The sequence below is a fragment of the Mesorhizobium sp. W050 genome (assembly GCF_054719535.1).
This window is the reverse complement of record NZ_JBTTIH010000001.1, coordinates 2093679-2110992: the sequence shown is the minus strand read 5'-3', so window position 1 is coordinate 2110992 and position 17314 is coordinate 2093679. Positions and strand designations below refer to the sequence as shown.

General features: G+C 62.1%; 19 protein-coding genes and 3 tRNA genes. 3 read left to right on the top strand and 19 right to left on the bottom strand.

Translation table 11 applies throughout. The annotated features are described in order from the left end of the window. Positions 1 to 114 precede the first annotated feature (114 nt). The 14 genes from rpoB to tuf all read right to left on the bottom strand — a co-directional run bounded on the left by rpoB (position 115) and on the right by tuf (position 13683). On the bottom strand, positions 115 to 4251 hold the full coding sequence (gene rpoB, locus ACYG9Y_RS10135; protein ID WP_460222754.1) for a DNA-directed RNA polymerase subunit beta: 4137 nt from the start codon (positions 4249 to 4251) through the stop codon (positions 115 to 117). Positions 4252 to 4499: 248 nt separating this feature from the next. After that, positions 4500 to 4877, bottom strand: coding sequence for a 50S ribosomal protein L7/L12 (gene rplL, locus ACYG9Y_RS10130; RefSeq protein WP_023667436.1), 378 nt, complete (start codon positions 4875 to 4877; stop codon positions 4500 to 4502). Positions 4878 to 4931: 54 nt separating this feature from the next. After that, positions 4932 to 5450, bottom strand: a complete 519-nt coding sequence (gene rplJ, locus ACYG9Y_RS10125) for a 50S ribosomal protein L10 (RefSeq protein WP_023740281.1) — start codon at positions 5448 to 5450, stop codon at positions 4932 to 4934. A gap of 373 nt (positions 5451 to 5823) precedes the next feature. Next, on the bottom strand, positions 5824 to 6522 hold the full coding sequence (gene rplA, locus ACYG9Y_RS10120) for a 50S ribosomal protein L1 (RefSeq protein WP_023667438.1): 699 nt from the start codon (positions 6520 to 6522) through the stop codon (positions 5824 to 5826). A 4-nt stretch (positions 6523 to 6526) separates the two neighbouring features. Then, entirely contained in the window at positions 6527 to 6955 is a 429-nt protein-coding gene (rplK, locus tag ACYG9Y_RS10115; RefSeq protein WP_006333334.1) for a 50S ribosomal protein L11, read from the bottom strand. A 172-nt stretch (positions 6956 to 7127) separates the two neighbouring features. Then, on the bottom strand, positions 7128 to 7655 hold the full coding sequence (gene nusG / locus ACYG9Y_RS10110; protein ID WP_006333333.1) for a transcription termination/antitermination protein NusG: 528 nt from the start codon (positions 7653 to 7655) through the stop codon (positions 7128 to 7130). A 27-nt stretch (positions 7656 to 7682) separates the two neighbouring features. Then, positions 7683 to 7886, bottom strand: a complete 204-nt coding sequence (secE, locus tag ACYG9Y_RS10105) for a preprotein translocase subunit SecE (protein ID WP_023667439.1) — start codon at positions 7884 to 7886, stop codon at positions 7683 to 7685. A 489-nt stretch (positions 7887 to 8375) separates the two neighbouring features. Further along, positions 8376 to 8843 (bottom strand): hypothetical protein, encoded by a 468-nt coding sequence (locus ACYG9Y_RS10100; protein WP_023749180.1) that lies wholly within the window; start codon positions 8841 to 8843, stop codon positions 8376 to 8378. Between the two features lie 73 nt (positions 8844 to 8916). Then, the gene (locus tag ACYG9Y_RS10095; RefSeq protein WP_352608128.1) at positions 8917 to 9381 is read right to left on the bottom strand and encodes an Hsp20 family protein; all 465 of its coding nucleotides are present in this window, start codon (positions 9379 to 9381) and stop codon (positions 8917 to 8919) included. Positions 9382 to 9494: 113 nt separating this feature from the next. Then, a complete protein-coding gene (locus ACYG9Y_RS10090) occupies positions 9495 to 9689 on the bottom strand; it encodes a hypothetical protein (RefSeq protein WP_156942347.1) in 195 nt (64 codons plus the stop codon). Between the two features lie 119 nt (positions 9690 to 9808). Continuing rightward, positions 9809 to 9884, bottom strand: a tRNA-Trp gene (locus ACYG9Y_RS10085). 158 nt (positions 9885 to 10042) lie between these two features. Further along, positions 10043 to 10531 (bottom strand): group II truncated hemoglobin, encoded by a 489-nt coding sequence (locus ACYG9Y_RS10080; RefSeq protein WP_031253368.1) that lies wholly within the window; start codon positions 10529 to 10531, stop codon positions 10043 to 10045. Between the two features lie 192 nt (positions 10532 to 10723). After that, a complete protein-coding gene (locus ACYG9Y_RS10075) occupies positions 10724 to 12358 on the bottom strand; it encodes a COG3904 family protein (RefSeq protein ID WP_023740284.1) in 1635 nt (544 codons plus the stop codon). A 149-nt stretch (positions 12359 to 12507) separates the two neighbouring features. Further along, positions 12508 to 13683, bottom strand: coding sequence for an elongation factor Tu (tuf, locus tag ACYG9Y_RS10070; protein WP_352608132.1), 1176 nt, complete (start codon positions 13681 to 13683; stop codon positions 12508 to 12510). Positions 13684 to 13996: 313 nt separating this feature from the next. Between tuf and ACYG9Y_RS10065 the strand changes: the two genes are divergently transcribed. Then, positions 13997 to 14884 carry a DMT family transporter gene (locus tag ACYG9Y_RS10065; protein WP_023738904.1) on the top strand — a complete coding sequence of 296 codons (888 nt, stop codon included), beginning with the start codon at positions 13997 to 13999 and terminating at the stop codon, positions 14882 to 14884. Between the two features lie 63 nt (positions 14885 to 14947). Here the strand turns inward: ACYG9Y_RS10065 and ACYG9Y_RS10060 are convergent, their stop codons facing one another. After that, positions 14948 to 15205 carry a GlsB/YeaQ/YmgE family stress response membrane protein gene (locus tag ACYG9Y_RS10060; protein ID WP_023667446.1) on the bottom strand — a complete coding sequence of 86 codons (258 nt, stop codon included), beginning with the start codon at positions 15203 to 15205 and terminating at the stop codon, positions 14948 to 14950. Positions 15206 to 15336: 131 nt separating this feature from the next. Here ACYG9Y_RS10060 and ACYG9Y_RS10055 point away from each other — a divergent pair, with 131 nt between their 5' ends. Continuing rightward, positions 15337 to 15813 carry a YidB family protein gene (locus tag ACYG9Y_RS10055; protein ID WP_023738905.1) on the top strand — a complete coding sequence of 159 codons (477 nt, stop codon included), beginning with the start codon at positions 15337 to 15339 and terminating at the stop codon, positions 15811 to 15813. Here the strand turns inward: ACYG9Y_RS10055 and ACYG9Y_RS10050 are convergent. The 4 genes from ACYG9Y_RS10050 to ACYG9Y_RS10035 all read right to left on the bottom strand — a co-directional run bounded on the left by ACYG9Y_RS10050 (position 15810) and on the right by ACYG9Y_RS10035 (position 16398). Continuing rightward, complete coding sequence (locus ACYG9Y_RS10050) at positions 15810 to 15956, bottom strand: hypothetical protein (protein ID WP_023738906.1); 147 nt, start codon at positions 15954 to 15956, stop codon at positions 15810 to 15812. The genes ACYG9Y_RS10055 and ACYG9Y_RS10050 overlap by 4 nt on opposite strands. A gap of 43 nt (positions 15957 to 15999) precedes the next feature. Beyond that, a tRNA-Gly gene (locus tag ACYG9Y_RS10045) sits at positions 16000 to 16073 on the bottom strand. A gap of 28 nt (positions 16074 to 16101) precedes the next feature. Continuing rightward, positions 16102 to 16186: transfer RNA gene (locus tag ACYG9Y_RS10040), tRNA-Tyr, on the bottom strand. Further along, positions 16165 to 16398, bottom strand: coding sequence for a hypothetical protein (locus ACYG9Y_RS10035; protein WP_023738907.1), 234 nt, complete (start codon positions 16396 to 16398; stop codon positions 16165 to 16167). The genes ACYG9Y_RS10040 and ACYG9Y_RS10035 overlap by 22 nt, the downstream gene beginning before the upstream one ends. On the opposite strand from ACYG9Y_RS10035, the gene rlmB reads away from it, so the two are divergent. After that, a complete protein-coding gene (rlmB, locus tag ACYG9Y_RS10030) occupies positions 16397 to 17248 on the top strand; it encodes a 23S rRNA (guanosine(2251)-2'-O)-methyltransferase RlmB (RefSeq protein ID WP_023738908.1) in 852 nt (283 codons plus the stop codon). The two genes, ACYG9Y_RS10035 and rlmB, sit on opposite strands and share 2 nt — an antisense overlap. The last annotated feature ends 66 nt before the right edge of the window (positions 17249 to 17314 follow it).

Sequence of the window (17314 nt, the reverse complement as noted above, 5' to 3'; positions counted from 1 at the left end):
TTGCATCTAACGCGGGCCAAATGCCCGCTGAGTGGTCGGCCCACTGGCCGTAGAATTTGTTGCATCCGGTCGCGGCGTTCCGCGACCGGATGTCTTGCTTACTCGGCCGCGCCCCTATTCGGCAGCATCTGGCAGCCGGACAGGGTTGTCGTCGAGCTTGGTATTCTCCAGCTCGACATTGAGGCCGAGAGACCGCATTTCCTTGACGAGCACGTTGAAGCTCTCGGGAATGCCGGCCTCGAACGTGTCGTCGCCGCGCACGATCGCCTCGTAGACCTTGGTGCGGCCGGCGACATCGTCCGACTTCACCGTCAGCATTTCCTGCAGCGTGTAGGCGGCGCCATAGGCTTCCAGCGCCCAGACCTCCATTTCGCCGAAGCGCTGGCCACCGAACTGCGCCTTGCCGCCCAGCGGCTGCTGGGTAACGAGCGAGTACGGACCGATCGAACGCGCGTGGATCTTGTCGTCCACCAGGTGGTGAAGCTTGAGCATATAGATATAGCCCATCGTCACCTTGCGATCGAACGGCTCGCCGGTGCGTCCGTCATAGAGCTGCGACTGACCGCTGGTGTGCAGGCCTGCCTGCTCCAGCATGATGTTGATGTCGACTTCATGCGCGCCGTCGAACACCGGTGTCGCGATGGAGACGCCGCGGCGCATCTGCTCGCTGAGGCGAACGATGCTCTCGTCGTCATATTCGCGGACCGGCTCGTTGCGGTCGTTGGCCGGGATGAAGCTCTCAAGCGTCTTGCGCAACGGCTTGATGTCTCCAGCCGTCTTGTACGCGTCGATCAGCTCGCCGATCTTCTTGCCCATGCCCGCGCATGCCCAGCCCAGATGGGTTTCCAGGATCTGGCCGACATTCATGCGGCTCGGCACACCCAGCGGGTTGAGCACGATATCGGCATGCGTGCCGTCCTCGAGGAAAGGCATGTCCTCGACCGGAACGATCCGCGACACGACACCCTTGTTGCCGTGACGTCCCGCCATCTTGTCGCCCGGCTGCATCTTACGCTTCACGGCCACGAAGACCTTGACCATCTTCATGACGCCCGGAGGCATTTCGTCGCCGCGCTGCACCTTCTCGACCTTGTCCATGAAGCGCTGCTCGAGCGCCTTCTTGGAATCGTCGTACTGGCCACGCAGGGCTTCCAGTTCGCTCTGGAGCTTTTCGTTCTCCACCGCAAACTGCCACCACTGCGAACGTGGATACTCGTCAAGCGTGTCCTTCGACAGCTTCGAGCCCTTCTTGAAGCCCTTCGGCCCGGCAATCGCTTCCTTGCCGACGAGAACGTCGGAAAGGCGCGAATAGACGTTGCGGTCGAGGATCGCCTGCTCGTCGTCGCGGTCCTTGGCGAGGCGTTCGATCTCCTCGCGTTCGATCGCCATGGCGCGCTCGTCCTTCTCGACGCCGTGGCGGTTGAAGACGCGCACTTCGACGACTGTGCCGAAGGTGCCCGGAGGCATGCGCATCGAGGTGTCGCGAACGTCGGACGCCTTTTCACCGAAGATGGCGCGCAGGAGCTTTTCTTCCGGCGTCATCGGGCTTTCGCCCTTCGGCGTGATCTTGCCGACCAGGATGTCGCCCGGCTGCACTTCCGCGCCGATATAGACGATGCCGGCTTCGTCGAGGTTCTTCAGCGCTTCTTCCGAAACGTTCGGAATGTCGCGCGTGATTTCCTCCGGTCCAAGCTTGGTGTCGCGGGCCATGACCTCGAATTCCTCGATGTGGATCGAGGTGAAGACGTCGTCGGCCACGATGCGCTCGGAGAGCAGGATCGAGTCCTCGTAGTTGTAGCCGTTCCACGGCATGAACGCGACCAGCACGTTGCGGCCGAGCGCCAGATCGCCGAGCTCGGTCGACGGACCGTCGGCGATGATGTCGCCCTTGTTGACGCGGTCGCCCATGCGCACCAGCGGACGCTGGTTGATGCAGGTGTTCTGGTTCGAACGCTGGAACTTCATCAGCCGGTAGATGTCGACGCCCGACTTGCCGGGATCGAGATCTTCCGTGGCGCGGATGACGATACGCGTCGCGTCCACCTGGTCGACGATGCCGCCGCGGCGGGCGCCGATGGCGGCACCCGAGTCACGGGCAACGATCGGCTCCATGCCGGTGCCGACGAACGGCGCTTCGGCGCGCACCAGCGGCACGGCCTGACGCTGCATGTTGGAGCCCATCAGCGCGCGGTTGGCGTCGTCGTTCTCGAGGAACGGGATCAGCGCCGCGGCCACGGACACCATCTGCTTGGGCGACACGTCCATGAGATCGACGTTTTCGCGCGGCGCCATCATCACTTCGCCGGCGCTGCGGCAAATGACGAATTCGTCGACGAAACCACCATTCTTGTCGAGCTCGGCATTGGCCTGCGCGACGTGGTGCTTGGACTCTTCCATAGCGGAGAGATAGACGACCTCATTGGTCAGCTTGCCGTTGACGATCTTGCGGTACGGGCTTTCGATGAAGCCGTACTTGTTGACGCGCGCGAAGGTCGCCAGCGAGTTGATCAGACCGATGTTCGGGCCTTCCGGCGTCTCGATCGGGCAGATGCGGCCGTAATGCGTCGGGTGCACGTCCCGCACTTCGAAGCCGGCGCGCTCGCGGGTCAGACCGCCCGGTCCAAGTGCCAACAGGCGGCGCTTGTGGGTGATCTCCGACAGCGGGTTGGTCTGATCCATGAACTGCGACAGCTGCGAGGAACCGAAGAACTCGCGTACGGCGGCAGCCGCCGGCTTGGCGTTGATCAGGTCCTGCGGCATCACCGTGTCGATCTCGATCGAGGACATACGTTCCTTGATCGCGCGCTCCATGCGCAGCAGGCCGACGCGGTACTGGTTCTCCATCAGCTCGCCGACGGAACGCACGCGGCGGTTGCCGAGATTGTCGATGTCGTCGATCTCGCCCTTGCCGTCGCGCAGTTCGACCAGCGTCTTGACCACCGCCAGGATGTCGTCCTTGCGCAGCACGCGCACGGTGTCCTCAGCCTTGAGCTCGAGGCGCATGTTCATCTTGACGCGGCCGACGGCCGACAGGTCGTAGCGCTCCGAGTCGAAGAACAGCGAGTTGAACATGGCTTCGGCGGTTTCAAGCGTCGGCGGCTCGCCCGGGCGCATGACACGGTAGATGTCGAACAGTGCGTCCTGGCGGCTCTCGTTCTTGTCGACGTTGAGCGTATTGCGGATGTAGGCGCCGACATTGACATGGTCGATGTCGAGAACCTTGATCTCGCTTTCGCCCGTGCCGAGCAGCACCTTCAGCGTCTTTTCGTCGATCTCGTCGCCGGCTTCGAGGAAAATCTCGCCGGTGCCGTAGTTGACGATGTCCTCGGCCAGGTAATTGCCGAGCAGATCCTCGTCGGTCGCCTTGATCGCCTTCAGACCCTTTTCGCCAAGCGCTCTTGCCTGGCGGGCGGTGATCTTCTTGCCGGCCTCGACGACAACTTCGCCGGTGTCGGCATCGACGAGGTCGCCAACGGCCTTCAGGCCGCGGAAGCGCTCGACGTTGAACGGGATGCGCCAGTGGTCGCCGGCGCGCTTGTAGGTGATCTTGTTGTAGAAGGTCGACAGGATTTCTTCGCCGTCCATGCCGAGCGCCATCAAGAGCGACGTCACCGGAATCTTGCGGCGGCGGTCGATACGGGCGTGCACGACGTCCTTGGAATCGAACTCGATGTCGAGCCACGAACCGCGATAGGGAATGACGCGCGCCGCAAACAAAAGCTTGCCCGAGGAGTGCGACTTGCCCTTGTCATGGTCGAAGAAGACGCCCGGCGAACGGTGCATCTGCGAGACGATGACGCGCTCCGTGCCATTGACGATGAAGGTGCCGTTGAGCGTCATGAGCGGCATGTCGCCCATATAGACGTCCTGCTCCTTGATGTCCTTGATCGACTTTGCGCCGGTATCCTCGTCGATATCGAACACGATGAGGCGCAGCGTCACCTTGAGTGGCGCGGCATAGGTCAGGTCGCGCTGACGGCATTCGTCAACGTCGAATTTCGGTCCTTCAAACTCGTACTTCACGAACTCCAGCATCGAGGAGCCGGAGAAATCGGAGATCGGGAAAACCGACTTGAAAACGGCCTGCAGTCCCTCGTCCGGACGTCCACCCTTGGGCTCCGCCACCATCAGGAACTGGTCATAGGATGCTTTTTGAACCTCGATCAGGTTCGGCATCTCCGCAACTTCCGGAATCTTTCCGAAGAACTTGCGTACGCGTCTGCGGCCATTGAAAGTCTGGGTCTGGGCCATCGTCGCTCCTTAGCTATAAACTCGGGGCGAGCCTCGCCGCGGCTCACCTTGCATGCGCGGCCACCTCGGCGGCGGCCCCTGATCTGTTTCCCGCCGCCTGGCGGCGACGGCTAAAACGGGAGAAAACCCGTTTCCTGAAGGCCGGTTTCGGCCCTCAGGAAAGAGGTTCTCGTACATCTCGCGCTACGCATCCTCCCCTCTGATGAAGGGAGTGGCGGACGGCGCGAGGCCGCCCGCCGCTTTTACGCTTACTTCAGGTCGACCTTGGCGCCGGCTGCTTCCAGCTGGGCCTTGAACTTCTCAGCGTCAGCCTTGGAAACGGCTTCCTTGACCGGCTTCGGAGCTGCTTCGACCAGATCCTTGGCTTCCTTGAGGCCCAGGCCGGTGATGGCGCGGACTTCCTTGATGACGTTGATCTTCTGAGCGCCTGCCTCGGTGAGGACGACGTCGAATTCCGTCTTTTCCTCAGCCGGAGCAGCAGCAGCGGCAGCGCCGCCGGCAGCGGCAACCGCCACCGGAGCAGCAGCCGAAACGCCCCACTTTTCTTCCAGAAGCTTCGACAGCTCGGCCGCCTCGAGGACGGTCAGCTTCGAAAGGTCGTCTACGATCTTTGCCAGATCAGCCATTGTTGTATTCCTTCATCAGGTTCGAACGTGTGTTTGTGATAGCGAGGAACGGCCTCATGCCGCCTCGTCCTTCCGGGCGTAAGCGCCGATGACGCGCGCGACCGAAGCCGCTGGCGCATTGACGATCTGGGCGATCCGGGTTGCCGGCGTGGCGATCATGCCAACCAGCCTGGCGCGCAACTCATCGAGCGACGGAAGTGTGGCGAGTGCCTTCACACCGTCGGCGTTGAGCGAGGTGGTGCCCATTGCGCCGCCGAGAATGACCAACTTGTCATTTCCCTTGGCGAAATCGGACGCGACCTTCGGCGCCGCAATCGGATCCTCCGAATAAGCGATCAGCGTCTGTCCCTTGAACAGGTCGATGATCGATGCGGAGTCCGTGCCCTGAAGAGCGATTTTGGCGAGACGGTTCTTCGCGACTTTGACGGTGCCACCGGCAGCGCGCATTTTCGACCGAAGGTCGTTAATTTGCGCGACGGTGATACCGGCGTAGTGGGCCACGACGACTGAACCAGCGCCTGCAAAAGCACCATTCAGGCCCGTGACGAGTTCGCGTTTTTCCGCTCTGTCCACTGCCTATCTCCAGTTGACCCCTGCCCCGCTAGTGGGACAGGCGTCGGGTTGCCTTTTTGCCGGCCGGGCCATCCATTACAGATCTCCCGAACGACGCTCGAGGATCCTGCCCCCTTTCGCCACATCGACGGCAAGCCGGAGATGCGCAGACAAAAGGCAAACACGGTTCGAACCTTTCATTGGAGCTTGTCGCTCCGTTGTCCGGTTTTCACCCGTCTCATGCAGGCCCAATTCAATTAAGGCTTCTGGGCCGCCTGCAATCTCGGACAGGATGTCCGGAAGCCTCTCGACTTCCGGTACCGGGCCGCCGACAAGTCGGAGGCCCGGAATTCACTTGCGGATCAGCGCCTTGGCAGCCGATCCAGATTTCGTATCAAGACGCTGCGAGCGTCGAGACGTCGAGCTTGAGGCCCGGGCCCATCGTCGAGGTGACCGACACCTTCTTGACGTAGTTGCCCTTGGCGCCAGCCGGCTTTGCCTTGGTCACGGCATCGGCGAAGGCGCGGACGTTTTCTTCCAGCGCCTTGACGTCGAACGAGACCTTGCCGACGCCGGCATGAACGATGCCGGCCTTCTCGACGCGGAACTCGACAGCGCCGCCCTTCGATGCCTTGACGGCGGCGGCGACGTCGGTGGTGACGGTGCCGACCTTCGGGTTCGGCATCATGCCGCGCGGGCCCAGCACCTTGCCCAGACGGCCGACCAGCGGCATCATGTCCGGCGTGGCGATGCAGCGATCGAAGTCGATCGTGCCCTTCTGGACGATGTCGACCAGATCCTCGGCACCGACGATGTCGGCGCCGGCGGCGCGAGCCTCATCGGCCTTGCCGCCACGTGCGAACACGGCGACGCGGACAGAGCGGCCGGTGCCGTTCGGCAGGTTGACCACGCCGCGGACCATCTGGTCGGCATGGCGCGGGTCGACGCCGAGGTTCATCGCAACTTCGATGGTCTCGTCGAACTTCACCGTCGAACGGTCCTTGAGCAGCTTCAGCGCCTCACCAAGGGCATAAGCCTTGTTGGGGTCGATGCCGTCACGGGACTTCGATACACGCTTTGCAATCTTTGCCATGATCTCAGCCCACCACTTCCAGACCCATCGAGCGGGCGGAGCCCTCGACCATGCGCATGGCCGCCTCGACGTCGTTTGCGTTCAGATCCTTCATCTTCTGTTCGGCGATGGCGCGCACCTTGTCGCGACCGATCGTGCCGGCCTTGATCTTGCCCGGCTCTTTCGAACCTGACGTCAAGTTCGCCGCCTTTTTCAGGAAGTAGCTCACCGGCGGCGTCTTCATGACGAAGGTGAAGGACTTGTCCTGGTAATAGGTGATGACGACCGGGATCGGCGATCCCTTTTCCATTTCCTGGGTCTGCGCGTTGAACGCCTTGCAGAATTCCATGATGTTGATGCCGCGCTGACCAAGTGCCGGGCCGATCGGCGGAGACGGCGTAGCCGATCCCGCTTTGACCTGGAGCTTGAGCTGGCCTGCAATTTTCTTAGCCATCTCTTTCCTGCCTTTATCTCATGCCGGCCCCAGTATCGGGAACACCGGCGGTTGCAGTCTGGTGGTGCGGTCCGCGCAGCCGGCTAAAGCCGCATTCGCCTCCCACCCGTTCATGGCCGCGCGCTTTCCGCGCCGCCTCCCCTTGCCGGCGAACCGGCGCAGGGTTTTCGGATCAGCCCTTTTCGACCTGTCCGAATTCCAGATCGACCGGCACGGCGCGCCCGAAGATCGAAACTTCCACCTTGAGCCGCGCCCGCTCCTCGTCCACTTCCTGGACGAAACCGTTGAACGAGGCGAACGGACCATCCGAAACGCGGATCGCCTCGCCGATCTCGAAAGTGACCGAGGGCTTCGGCCGCTCGACGCCTTCCTGAACCTGGTTTAGGATGCGTTGCGCCTCGGCTTCGGTGATCGGCACCGGCTTGGAGTCACCGAGGAAGCCGGTGACCTTCGGCGTGTTCTTGACCAGCGAGAACACCGCATCGGTCAGATTGGCCTTGAGCAACACATAGCCCGGAAAGAACTTGCGCTCGGCATCGACCTTGCGGCCGCGGCGGATCTCGACGACCTTCTCGGTCGGCACCACGATCTGCTCGATATCGGCGGACAGGCCCTTCTGCTTGGCCTTGTTCTCAATGTCCTCGGCGACCTTCTTTTCGAAGTTCGAATAGGCGTGGACAATGTACCAGCGCGCGGTCATTTCAAGACTTCTCCGTAATCGCCGGACTTAATGGCCGAGGCTCAGTAACCGCTCGATCGCGTAGCCCATGGCCACGTCGGCGGTGAAGAAAAAGATCATCGCGATGACCGCGAATACGAGCACCATCACCGTCGAGATCATCGTCTCCCGGCGCGACGGCCAAGTCACCTTGGCAGTTTCCGCGCGAACCTGCTGGAGAAAGACGAAAGGATTTGTGGTTTTCGAAGCCATATGCCGCTCTGTCTTCAAGACCCGTTGGCCGGGTCTCCTGGATGATCCCGCTGGCCGGGACGTGCCGCCTGGGTTCAAGTCGGCGCCGAATCAGCGCTATTTCGCCCATGCAAATCGGACGCGTAAAGCCGGCTTCCCAGCTCCACGCGTCGCGTGTCTGTTGTGTCTACATAAAACCGATTCTTGATCCACGCAAGTGGCAAGTGTCCGCTTTATGATCAAACGCCGCCTCGGAACCATCCAGTCGTCCCGTCCCGGCTATCGGGGCCTTATGCCTCAGTTCGCCCAATATGGCAAGCCACCTGCCGTTTTTCAATGCCAGACCCCAATTCCGGAGGATGCATCCGGAAGATCAGGCACGTGATTACAAGTTCGAGGAAATGGCGTTGAGGTCGAAACTGCGACCTGCTGTGTTGGAAAGCAAATGAAGCACCCAAGGTTGGAATCCAGCTGCCCCTGGCGAGGCAGCTGGATCAACCCAGGGTTAGTTCAGGCACAGGCGAGTTCGACCTCGGCCACTGCGCCGATTCCGCGTGGTGGGCGTGGGCGCGGCGCGATCACTGCCGGGCACGGGGGCGGGTCGTCGTCATCGTCGGGGCCGAAAGAACGGCCACGACGCCGCCAAGCCTTGAGAGCGCTGCGGCGCGAGGAGGGTCGCCAAGGCAGCACTCGGCCTGAAGTCTCTTTCCCCAGCGTGGGTTTCTCATCGAGAGCCTTCAACGCCCTCAGAATCTGGTCGACAGGGATTACCGTGCCGTTGTCCAGGCGGCGCAAGGCAGGCTGGTTTTCCACCGCGCAGGCATCGGACGCCCACGAGGAAAGCAGTGCCCGCTTTTCTCCACGGCTGAGGCGTGGATGGTTGATGACGTCGTCTGGATTGTCGAGCAGGCACAAAGAAGTTTCAATTTTGCCCGAGCGTGCCGCAGAAAGTGTCGGTGTCTCGTAGAAGTTGTCCATCTCCATTCTCCGCAATCTGGGCCTCCCGGCCGAAGCCGGGAGGCGGACCGCAGGGATAACTGAATCGATACGATCAGGCCGCTTTGCGGGTGCGTTCCGTATCCTGGGCGATCTGCTTGCCGCCCACCTGGGCGTCGCCCACGCCGATGCTGATGCGGCGCGGCTTCAGCTCTTCGGGAATCTCGCGGACAATGTCGATCGAGAGGAGGCCATTCTCCAGTTTGGCTGCCTTGATCTTCATGTGGTCGGCAAGCTTGAACGTCTGCCTGAAACTGCGGTAGGCAATGCCCTGGTGCAGCAGCTGGCGTCCGCTCTGATCATCAGCTTTCTGGCCTACCACGACCAGTTCGGGTCCATGCTGGGTCAGCTCAACCTCATCCTGGCTGAAGCCCGCGATGGCCATCGAGATACGGTAGTCGTTCTCGTCGACCTTCTCGATGTTATAGGGCGGCCAGTCCGGACGCGTACCGCTGTCGGGCATGTCGAAAAGCCGGTCGAAACCGACGGTGGTCCGATAGAGACTATCAAAGGTTCTCATAGCCACATCCTCCTTGAAGCAACATGGGTACAAGGGCGCCGCCCAGCAGCGCCGCCTTTTGCCAAGCCAATCGGCCTCGGCGGGAAACGAATTAGGAAGGGCCGAAAACCGGTTCAAGAGCCCTGTTCAGAAAATTTCAGAAGCCAGGCCAGCATCCCGCTTCCAATAATTCGCAGCCGCTGAAAAGCAGCCGGCGGCAGCAAAATAGGCCTATTCTGAATTGTGAACGCAAATGGCAATTGGCTCGCCAATGGCAGTTGAATCAAGGAAATCGTTCGTGTAAATACGCCGACTTCGGCATTGCGCATCAGCGCTCTCGCTCTGCGCATGCCTTCGGAACGTCGCTCGTCGAGTACGCGGCTTCAGCCCAACCAAACGAGGAGCCAAAACAAGGCGTTTCTAAAATGCCGGATTCCAACGAGGAAAATGGCACGGGCAGCAGGGCTCGAACCTACGACCTGCGGTTTTGGAGACCGCCGCTCTACCAACTGAGCTATGCCCGTACGCGCGTTTCAGCGCAGGCGCTTCCTAAAAGCTTCCGGGCGCGCTGTAAAGAGTGTCTGACGCGCTTTCAGATCCTTTGCCAAAATCCGAATAGGTGATGACCAGCCCGTCCCTGCCGATCTCGATTTTTCGCCTGCCTGAAGCCGCATGCCGGCGCTCAATCCCCGGCCGGCGGCTTGTACGGCCCGCCCGGTACGCCCCAGCCCCAGGCCGGCATCGGTTCGGTCTGCGGGTCGCAGGTCTCGCCGAGGGTGGAATTCATCTTGGCAAGCCGTGACCCCCATTCGACATAGCCCATGAAGGCGGAACGGAATTCGGGATCGTCCGGCAGCCCGACCGCATCGGCGGCATCGGCAAGCAGGCTGATCCAGCGGCGGCGCTGTTCCTCCGTCAGATGCTTGCCCAAGTGATGCATGACCATCTCGCGATGGCCGCCATGCTGTTCGCTGTAGGTCTTCGGTCCGCCAAAAACCTCGCCGATGAAGGCCGCGACATGCGTGGGATGATCCGGCGACATGTGTTTGAACACCGGGCCGACCACCGGGTCGCGCGACACCTTGTCGTAAAAGGTTTCCGTCAGCTGGTTGAGGGCTTCGATGCCGCCGGCCCATTCGTAGAGTGTCGGATATCCTGGCTCATTCTTGATCCTCCGCCAAGCCCGGCGCCTGCACGACGATAGCGGAAATCGCGCCCTGCTCAACCTGCCTCGATGGCGAGTGTGAACCCGCCGCGCTACAATTTGGCCGGCGCTTCGGCGTGATGTCGCTTGCCGGCGTCGCCTTCCTCGGCTCCAGCACGCCCATCCGACCCCTTTCGCTTCCATGACGATAGGGCACGATCAGCCATTGGACGACGGCACCACGCGGCAATTCTCAGGTTTCGGCGCCGATTTGCAGATGCTGGACCCCGTCAGCGCATCCACCGACTGGCGCCCGGTCGTCAGGCCGACCTTCAGCATCATGTCGGGTTCGAGCTGACGCTCGACCGAACTGCCCTGGAGCGCCCTGAACAAAGCGGGGCTGATCGCCATCTCGTCGAGGTAAGACCTGACCGCCTGCTTTTGCCCCATCAGATAGAGGCTGAGCCGCGCCTGGGAACCGACAAGCCGTCTGGCGCCACCGGCCAGCATGAGCGCGCAGGCCGAATCGCAGTCGCCGTCGCCATGGACGCTCAGTCCGGCATAGGCGCCTTCCTTGGCCAGGCAATTCCACTCTGCCGGGTCGCAGTCGACGAAATCTGTGCGGGCAACGGCAACGTCGAGCTTCTTTTCATGGATGATCCGGCCCGCCGCCAGGGCGCCGGAGAGGTCTCCGCCTCGCGAGCTGATCACCACCGGCAGCCGCCGGTTGCCAAGCGTGGCGAGCAATTGGCTGAGTTTCTGCGGCGTCTGAGGCGTAATCGCGCCTTGCGCTGCAATCCATTCCGGGCAGTCGGGATTGCAGAGCGGGTTGCTGCCGCGAACCACGACAAAGCGCATGCCGTCATCGTGCGGCGCGCTCTCCGGCTTCAGCGGCAGCGGCGCAGCCTTTGCCACGTCCGGCAGGCCGCCGGCTGGCTTGTTCTCCGGTATTTCCCGGCAATTCGGAGCCGGAAGGTCCAGCCTGCACAGGCTTGCGCTGGTCAGCAGATCTGCAGCGTCTTCGCTGGTGACCAGCTTCATTGTCAGCATGTCGCTGAGGTCGATCTGCTGGATGTCGCTGGCCGGCGTGCTCTTCATCGTCTCGATGATGCTGAGGTCGACACCCATCTCCTTGAAATAGGCGGACAGCTTGCGCTCCACCCCCTTGCTCATCTCGTAGGTCTTGTAGCTGCCGGTGTTCTTGCGGCTGACGACCTTCTTGCTGATGACCCGCTTCTTGCCTTTCACGATCCGGTAGCGGACCTGATATTGCACGTTCATCTGCACGATCGTGGTGGTGATCTGGTGGACGCCGAGATAGGCCAGCGGCCCGACCAGGCGCCTGGTGCCGCCGGCCAGCATCATTGGACAAGCGGACGCGCAATAGCTGCCGAGCACATAGGGGCTGCCGATATAGTGCGCGCCTCTGGCGTCGTTCTCCTTGCAGTTTTTCATCCCCGGCTCGCAGCCGACGAACCACGTCCTGCCGACCGCGATGTCGAGCTTGTTCTTGCGTATCATCCGGCCCATGGCGATGGCCGCATCGACATCGCCGCCCGGAGAGTTGATGACGATCGGCAATTTGCGGCCGCCGAGCGTTTTCAGGGCAGCCTTGAGCAGCGCCGGCGACTTGGCCGATATCGCACCCTCGGCCGATATCCATTCCGGACAGGTCGGCTCACAGCCCGCCGCGTCGCTGCGCACGACGACGAACCGCATCGGCGGATCCGGATCCGGCTCTGAATTTTTTGTCTCGGCCGCGAAGGCGGCGCTGCCCATGGCAAACATCGACGCCAGGCAGATCAGCCCCAGTGCCCACCATGACCGACTATGCAAACGGTGCTGTGGAACCATCCGACCAAGCCCTCAATGCAATCTATACTGTAGAGGCTCACAGACTTGCAACAGAGATTGGGACCCCAAAACAGGCACATCTGGCCAACGAAAAAGGGCGGCCCGAGGGCCGCCCCTATCCCGTTTCGATCCGGCGATGCCGGGCTCGATTACTCTTTGATGGTGACGACGATGCCGGCACCGACGGTGCGGCCGCCTTCACGGATGGCGAAGCGCAGCTTCTCTTCCATGGCGATCGGCACGATCAGCTCGACATCGACCGTGATGTTGTCGCCGGGCATAACCATCTCCGTGCCTTCCGGCAGCGACACGATGCCGGTCACGTCGGTCGTGCGGAAGTAGAACTGCGGACGGTAGTTGGTGAAGAACGGCGTGTGACGGCCACCTTCGTCCTTGGTCAGGATGTAGGCTTCGGCCACGAACTTCTTGTGCGGCTTCACCGTACCGGGCTTGGCCAGAACCTGGCCGCGCTCGACGCCTTCACGATCAACGCCACGCAGCAGCGCGCCGATGTTGTCGCCGGCCTGGCCCTGATCGAGCAGCTTGCGGAACATCTCGACGCCCGTGCAGGTCGTCTTGGTCGTCGGACGGATGCCGATGATTTCCAGTTCCTCGCCGACCTTGACGATGCCGCGCTCGACGCGGCCGGTCACGACCGTGCCACGGCCCGAGATCGAGAACACGTCTTCGATCGGCATCAGGAACGGCTTGTCCAGCGGACGAACCGGCGTCGGGATGTAAGCATCGACCGCAGCCATCAGCTCGCGGATCGCATCTTCGCCGATGGTCTTGTTGGAATCTTCGAGTGCTGCCAGCGCCGAACCCTTGACGATCGGAATGTCGTCGCCGGGGAACTCGTTCTTCGACAGAAGCTCGCGAACCTCGAGCTCGACCAGTTCGAGCAGCTCGGCATCGTCGACCTGGTCGACCTTGTTCAAGAACACCACGATCGACGGCACGCCGACCTGACGGGCAAGCAGGATGTGCTCGCGGGTCTGCGGCATCGGGCCGTCGGCGGCCGACACGACCAGGATCGCGCCGTCCATCTGCGCGGCGCCGGTGATCATGTTCTTCACATAGTCGGCGTGGCCGGGGCAGTCGACATGGGCGTAGTGGCGCGCAGTCGTCTCGTATTCGACGTGCGCCGTCGAAATCGTGATGCCGCGGGCCTTCTCTTCGGGCGCCGCATCGATCTGGTCGTAGCGCTTGTACTCGCCAAAATACTTCGTGATCGCCGCCGTCAGCGACGTCTTGCCATGATCGACGTGGCCAATCGTGCCAATGTTCACATGAGGCTTGTTACGCTCGAATTTACCTTTTGCCATAGTCTCTTTCCTTGGACGGCCTTGACCTTCAGTTCAGTCGAATGCGGGGCGATTAGCGACTACGGCCGAAAAACACAAGTGCCTTGTGGCCGGGTGCGCTGTCCACTCGGTCTCAACCGATGATCCGATTGCGGGGATGTGGCGCTGATATAGGAACGCGCGAGCGGAAATGAAATGGGGGCTGCGGGCTCCAGCACCTGTTTGCTATTCCCGCCCATGTCCTGTCCCGCCCATGTCCTGGCCTTTGCCTGCCGGATGTGCAGCCGGCGCCTGGCCCATTGCCGCTACGGCGGCGGTCTGATTTGGTTGCCCCATGCAATTCATACCGACCTCCATACGCGGCCCGCTGTTCATGATCGTTTCGACGGGGTCGTACCTCGTCAACGACACGATGATGAAACTCGCGACCGCGGGCTTGCCGTCCTATGAAGTGCTGTTCCTGCGCGGGGTCGCGGCCACGCTATGGGGCATGCCGCTGCTGTTCCTGCTGGGCTATGGCAGGCAGATCCCTTTGATCTTCGACAAACGCGTGCTGCGCCGCAACCTGCTCGAGCTCGCGGCCATCCTCTGTTACGTCGTGGCGCTGGCCAACATGCAGATCGCCGATTCGACCGCGCTCGGGCAGATCACCCCGCTTTTGATGCTGGTCGGCTCCTCCATCCTGTTCGGCGAACGGATCGGCGGCGTGCGCATGGCGCTGATCGGGCTCGGCTTCATCGGTGCGCTCATGGTGGCCCAGCCGACCATGCAGGGCATCTCGGTCTATGCGTTGCTGGCGCTCGGCAACGCGGTATTGGCGGCGGCGCGCGATCTTGCCGGCAGGCGGATCGCGGCCGAGGTGCCGGGCATGATCGTCGCCATTTCCGCCGTCGTAGTGGTGCTGATCGGCGCCGGCGCCGCGCATCTCGTTTCCGAGCGCTGGGTAATGCCGGAAGCCCGGCACCTGCTGCTCATGGCCGGCGCCGGATTCTTCCTGATCTTCGGCCATTTCTTCATCTTCATGGCCTATCGCGTCGGTCCGACCGGCGTCGTAGCACCGTTCTACTACTGCTTCACCGTCTGGGCGGTCATCTCAGGCGTGCTGGTATTCGGGCAGTTCCCGAATGCCTTGGCGGTCTGCGGCATCCTGCTGGTGGTCGCGAGCGGGCTGACCATCGTCTCGCTTGATGAACGCAAACGCAGGCTGACCGTCGTCGCCTGACCCAAGTCAACGCGTCGAAGCAGGTTTGGCCGTCCTGCGGTCAACCAATCGGCAGACTGGCGCCTAAAGCGTTCGCTTGCCGGAGAACTGGTGATAGGCCCACAGCACGACCACCGCGCCGATGACGGCGACGATCAGGCTCCAGATGTTGAGGCCGGTCACGCCCGTGGCGCCAAAGGCGCTGAAGATCAGCCCGCCGACGATGGCGCCGACAATGCCGAGCACGATATCCATGATCAGGCCCTGGCCGGTCTTGTTGACGATCTTGCTGCCGATAAAGCCGGCGATGACGCCGAGGATAATCCAGCTGATAATGCCCATTTTTCCTCTCCATTCCCCCGCCGGCCGATCATGGTCACATGATTGTCAAAAGCTCAAGCCAACTTGAATTTCCGCCCGCATGCTCCATTGTAGCCGGCGGGACGGGCTTGGCCGTTATGGAGGATTGACCTATGGGACTTTTTGACAACGCCGTACCCGGCGGCAACATCACCAAACCGCTGATGATCGCGCTCGGCGCGCTGCTGGTGGGAAAGATGCTGAGCGGCAGAAGCGCCGAACAGACGAGTGCCGGAGAGACGGGCGAACCCCCTCAGCCTCAAACGCCAGCCCCCACCGGAACCGCGGCCTCCAGCGACGGCGGCCTGCTCGGCGGACTGGGCGGACTGCTCGACAAGCTCAAGAATGCCGGCCAAGGCAATGTCGCTGACTCCTGGGTCGGCACCGGGCAGAACCAGCCGATCAACGCCAATGATCTGGGCAAGGCGATCGGCCCGCAGGTCATTCGAGAGATCGCGCAAAGGACCGGACTGGACGAGCAGGAGTTGCTCAAGCAATTGTCCACAGCCCTGCCAGGCATTGTCGACAGACTGACGCCGAACGGACAGATGCCGCAACAGCATCAGGTTGCTTCGGCGTTTAACAACTAGGGTACACCGCCTGCTTCTGCATCGGACCGAAACGCGCCCGACGCCGCTCTGCGGTTGTCGGGCGTCGCCTTCACCACAGCCATGAACCGGTCGGCGGTCGCTGCATCGACCGGCGTGTAGACGGAAACCGGAAAATCACCCACGGCAACGTCTTGGACGTATTCGCTCAGATTTGATGGGGGAAGTTGGAGCGGGTAGCGGGAATCGAACCCGCATATTCAGCTTGGAAGGCTGCTGCTCTACCACTGAGCTATACCCGCATCGTCCTCAAGGTTCGCGGGCTGGCAGTGGTGGAGAGGGTTGGATTCGAACCAACGTAAGCTAAGCTAACGGATTTACAGTCCGTCCCCTTTAACCACTCGGGCACCTCTCCAGCCTGCCGTCGAAGCCTTGCAACGAGGCATTCTCGCCGATCAGGTCGAAACCAGGGTTTTGTCCGAAATCAGCGAAGCGCCTTATGGCGGCAAGGCCAGTGGGTGTCAACCGCACCCCAAGGCAAAATGCGCTGAATTTGACAGCCTGCCCGGCAAGCCGGCTTTCTGCCCGTATCCACAGCCCGACGACGCGGCTATAGAAGCCGGCCATGAGCAATGACAACACGCCCAAGACCGCCAAAGACACCCATTACGCCAAGCTGCGCCGCGCCCACCGCGACGAGAAGGCCGGCGGCGCGCCCGCCTTCCGGCCGCGCCAGCCGGTGCCGCCGGGCGAAAACGCCGCCGACGGGCTTGTCAGGCTCTATGGCCTGCACACGGTGCGAGCGGCGCTCGACAATCCGCGCCGGCGGATCAAAAAGATGCTGGTGACGCGCAACGCCGCCGAGCGGCTGGCGATCGCCGATCTCGCCGCTCTGCCGTTCAAGGCCGAACTCGTCGAGCCCAAGGAGATCGACAAGATCACCGGCTCGGATGCCGTCCACCAGGGCGTGCTGATCGAGGCAGAGCCGTTGAAGCCAAAACGCCTCGACGCGCTCGGCGATACCAAACTGGTGCTGGTGCTCGACCAGGTGACCGACCCGCACAATGTGGGCGCCATCCTGCGCTCGGCGGTCGCCTTCGGCGCCGGCGCGCTGATCACCACCGCGCGCCACAGCCCGCAGGAATCCGGCGTGCTGGCCAAATCCGCCTCCGGCGCGCTGGAACACATCGATCAGATTGAGGTGAAGAACCTGGCAGATGCGCTGGAACAGCTGCACGAAGCCGGCTTCCAGACCATTGGCCTCGATTCCGATGGGCCAGCGGAGCTCGAAACGAGTTTTTCAGGCGAAAAGATTGCGCTGGTGCTCGGCGCCGAGGGCAAGGGCCTGCGCCAGAAGACGCGCGAGACGGTGACGACACTCGCCCGCCTTGACATGCCCGGCGCCATCCGCTCGCTCAACGTGTCGAATGCGGCGGCGGTGAGCCTTTATGCGGCACGGAAATTCCTTGGAGGGTGAATGGTGAAATAGTGAATGGAAAAGCGTTCTTACCGTCACCATTCACTATTCACTATTCACCATTCG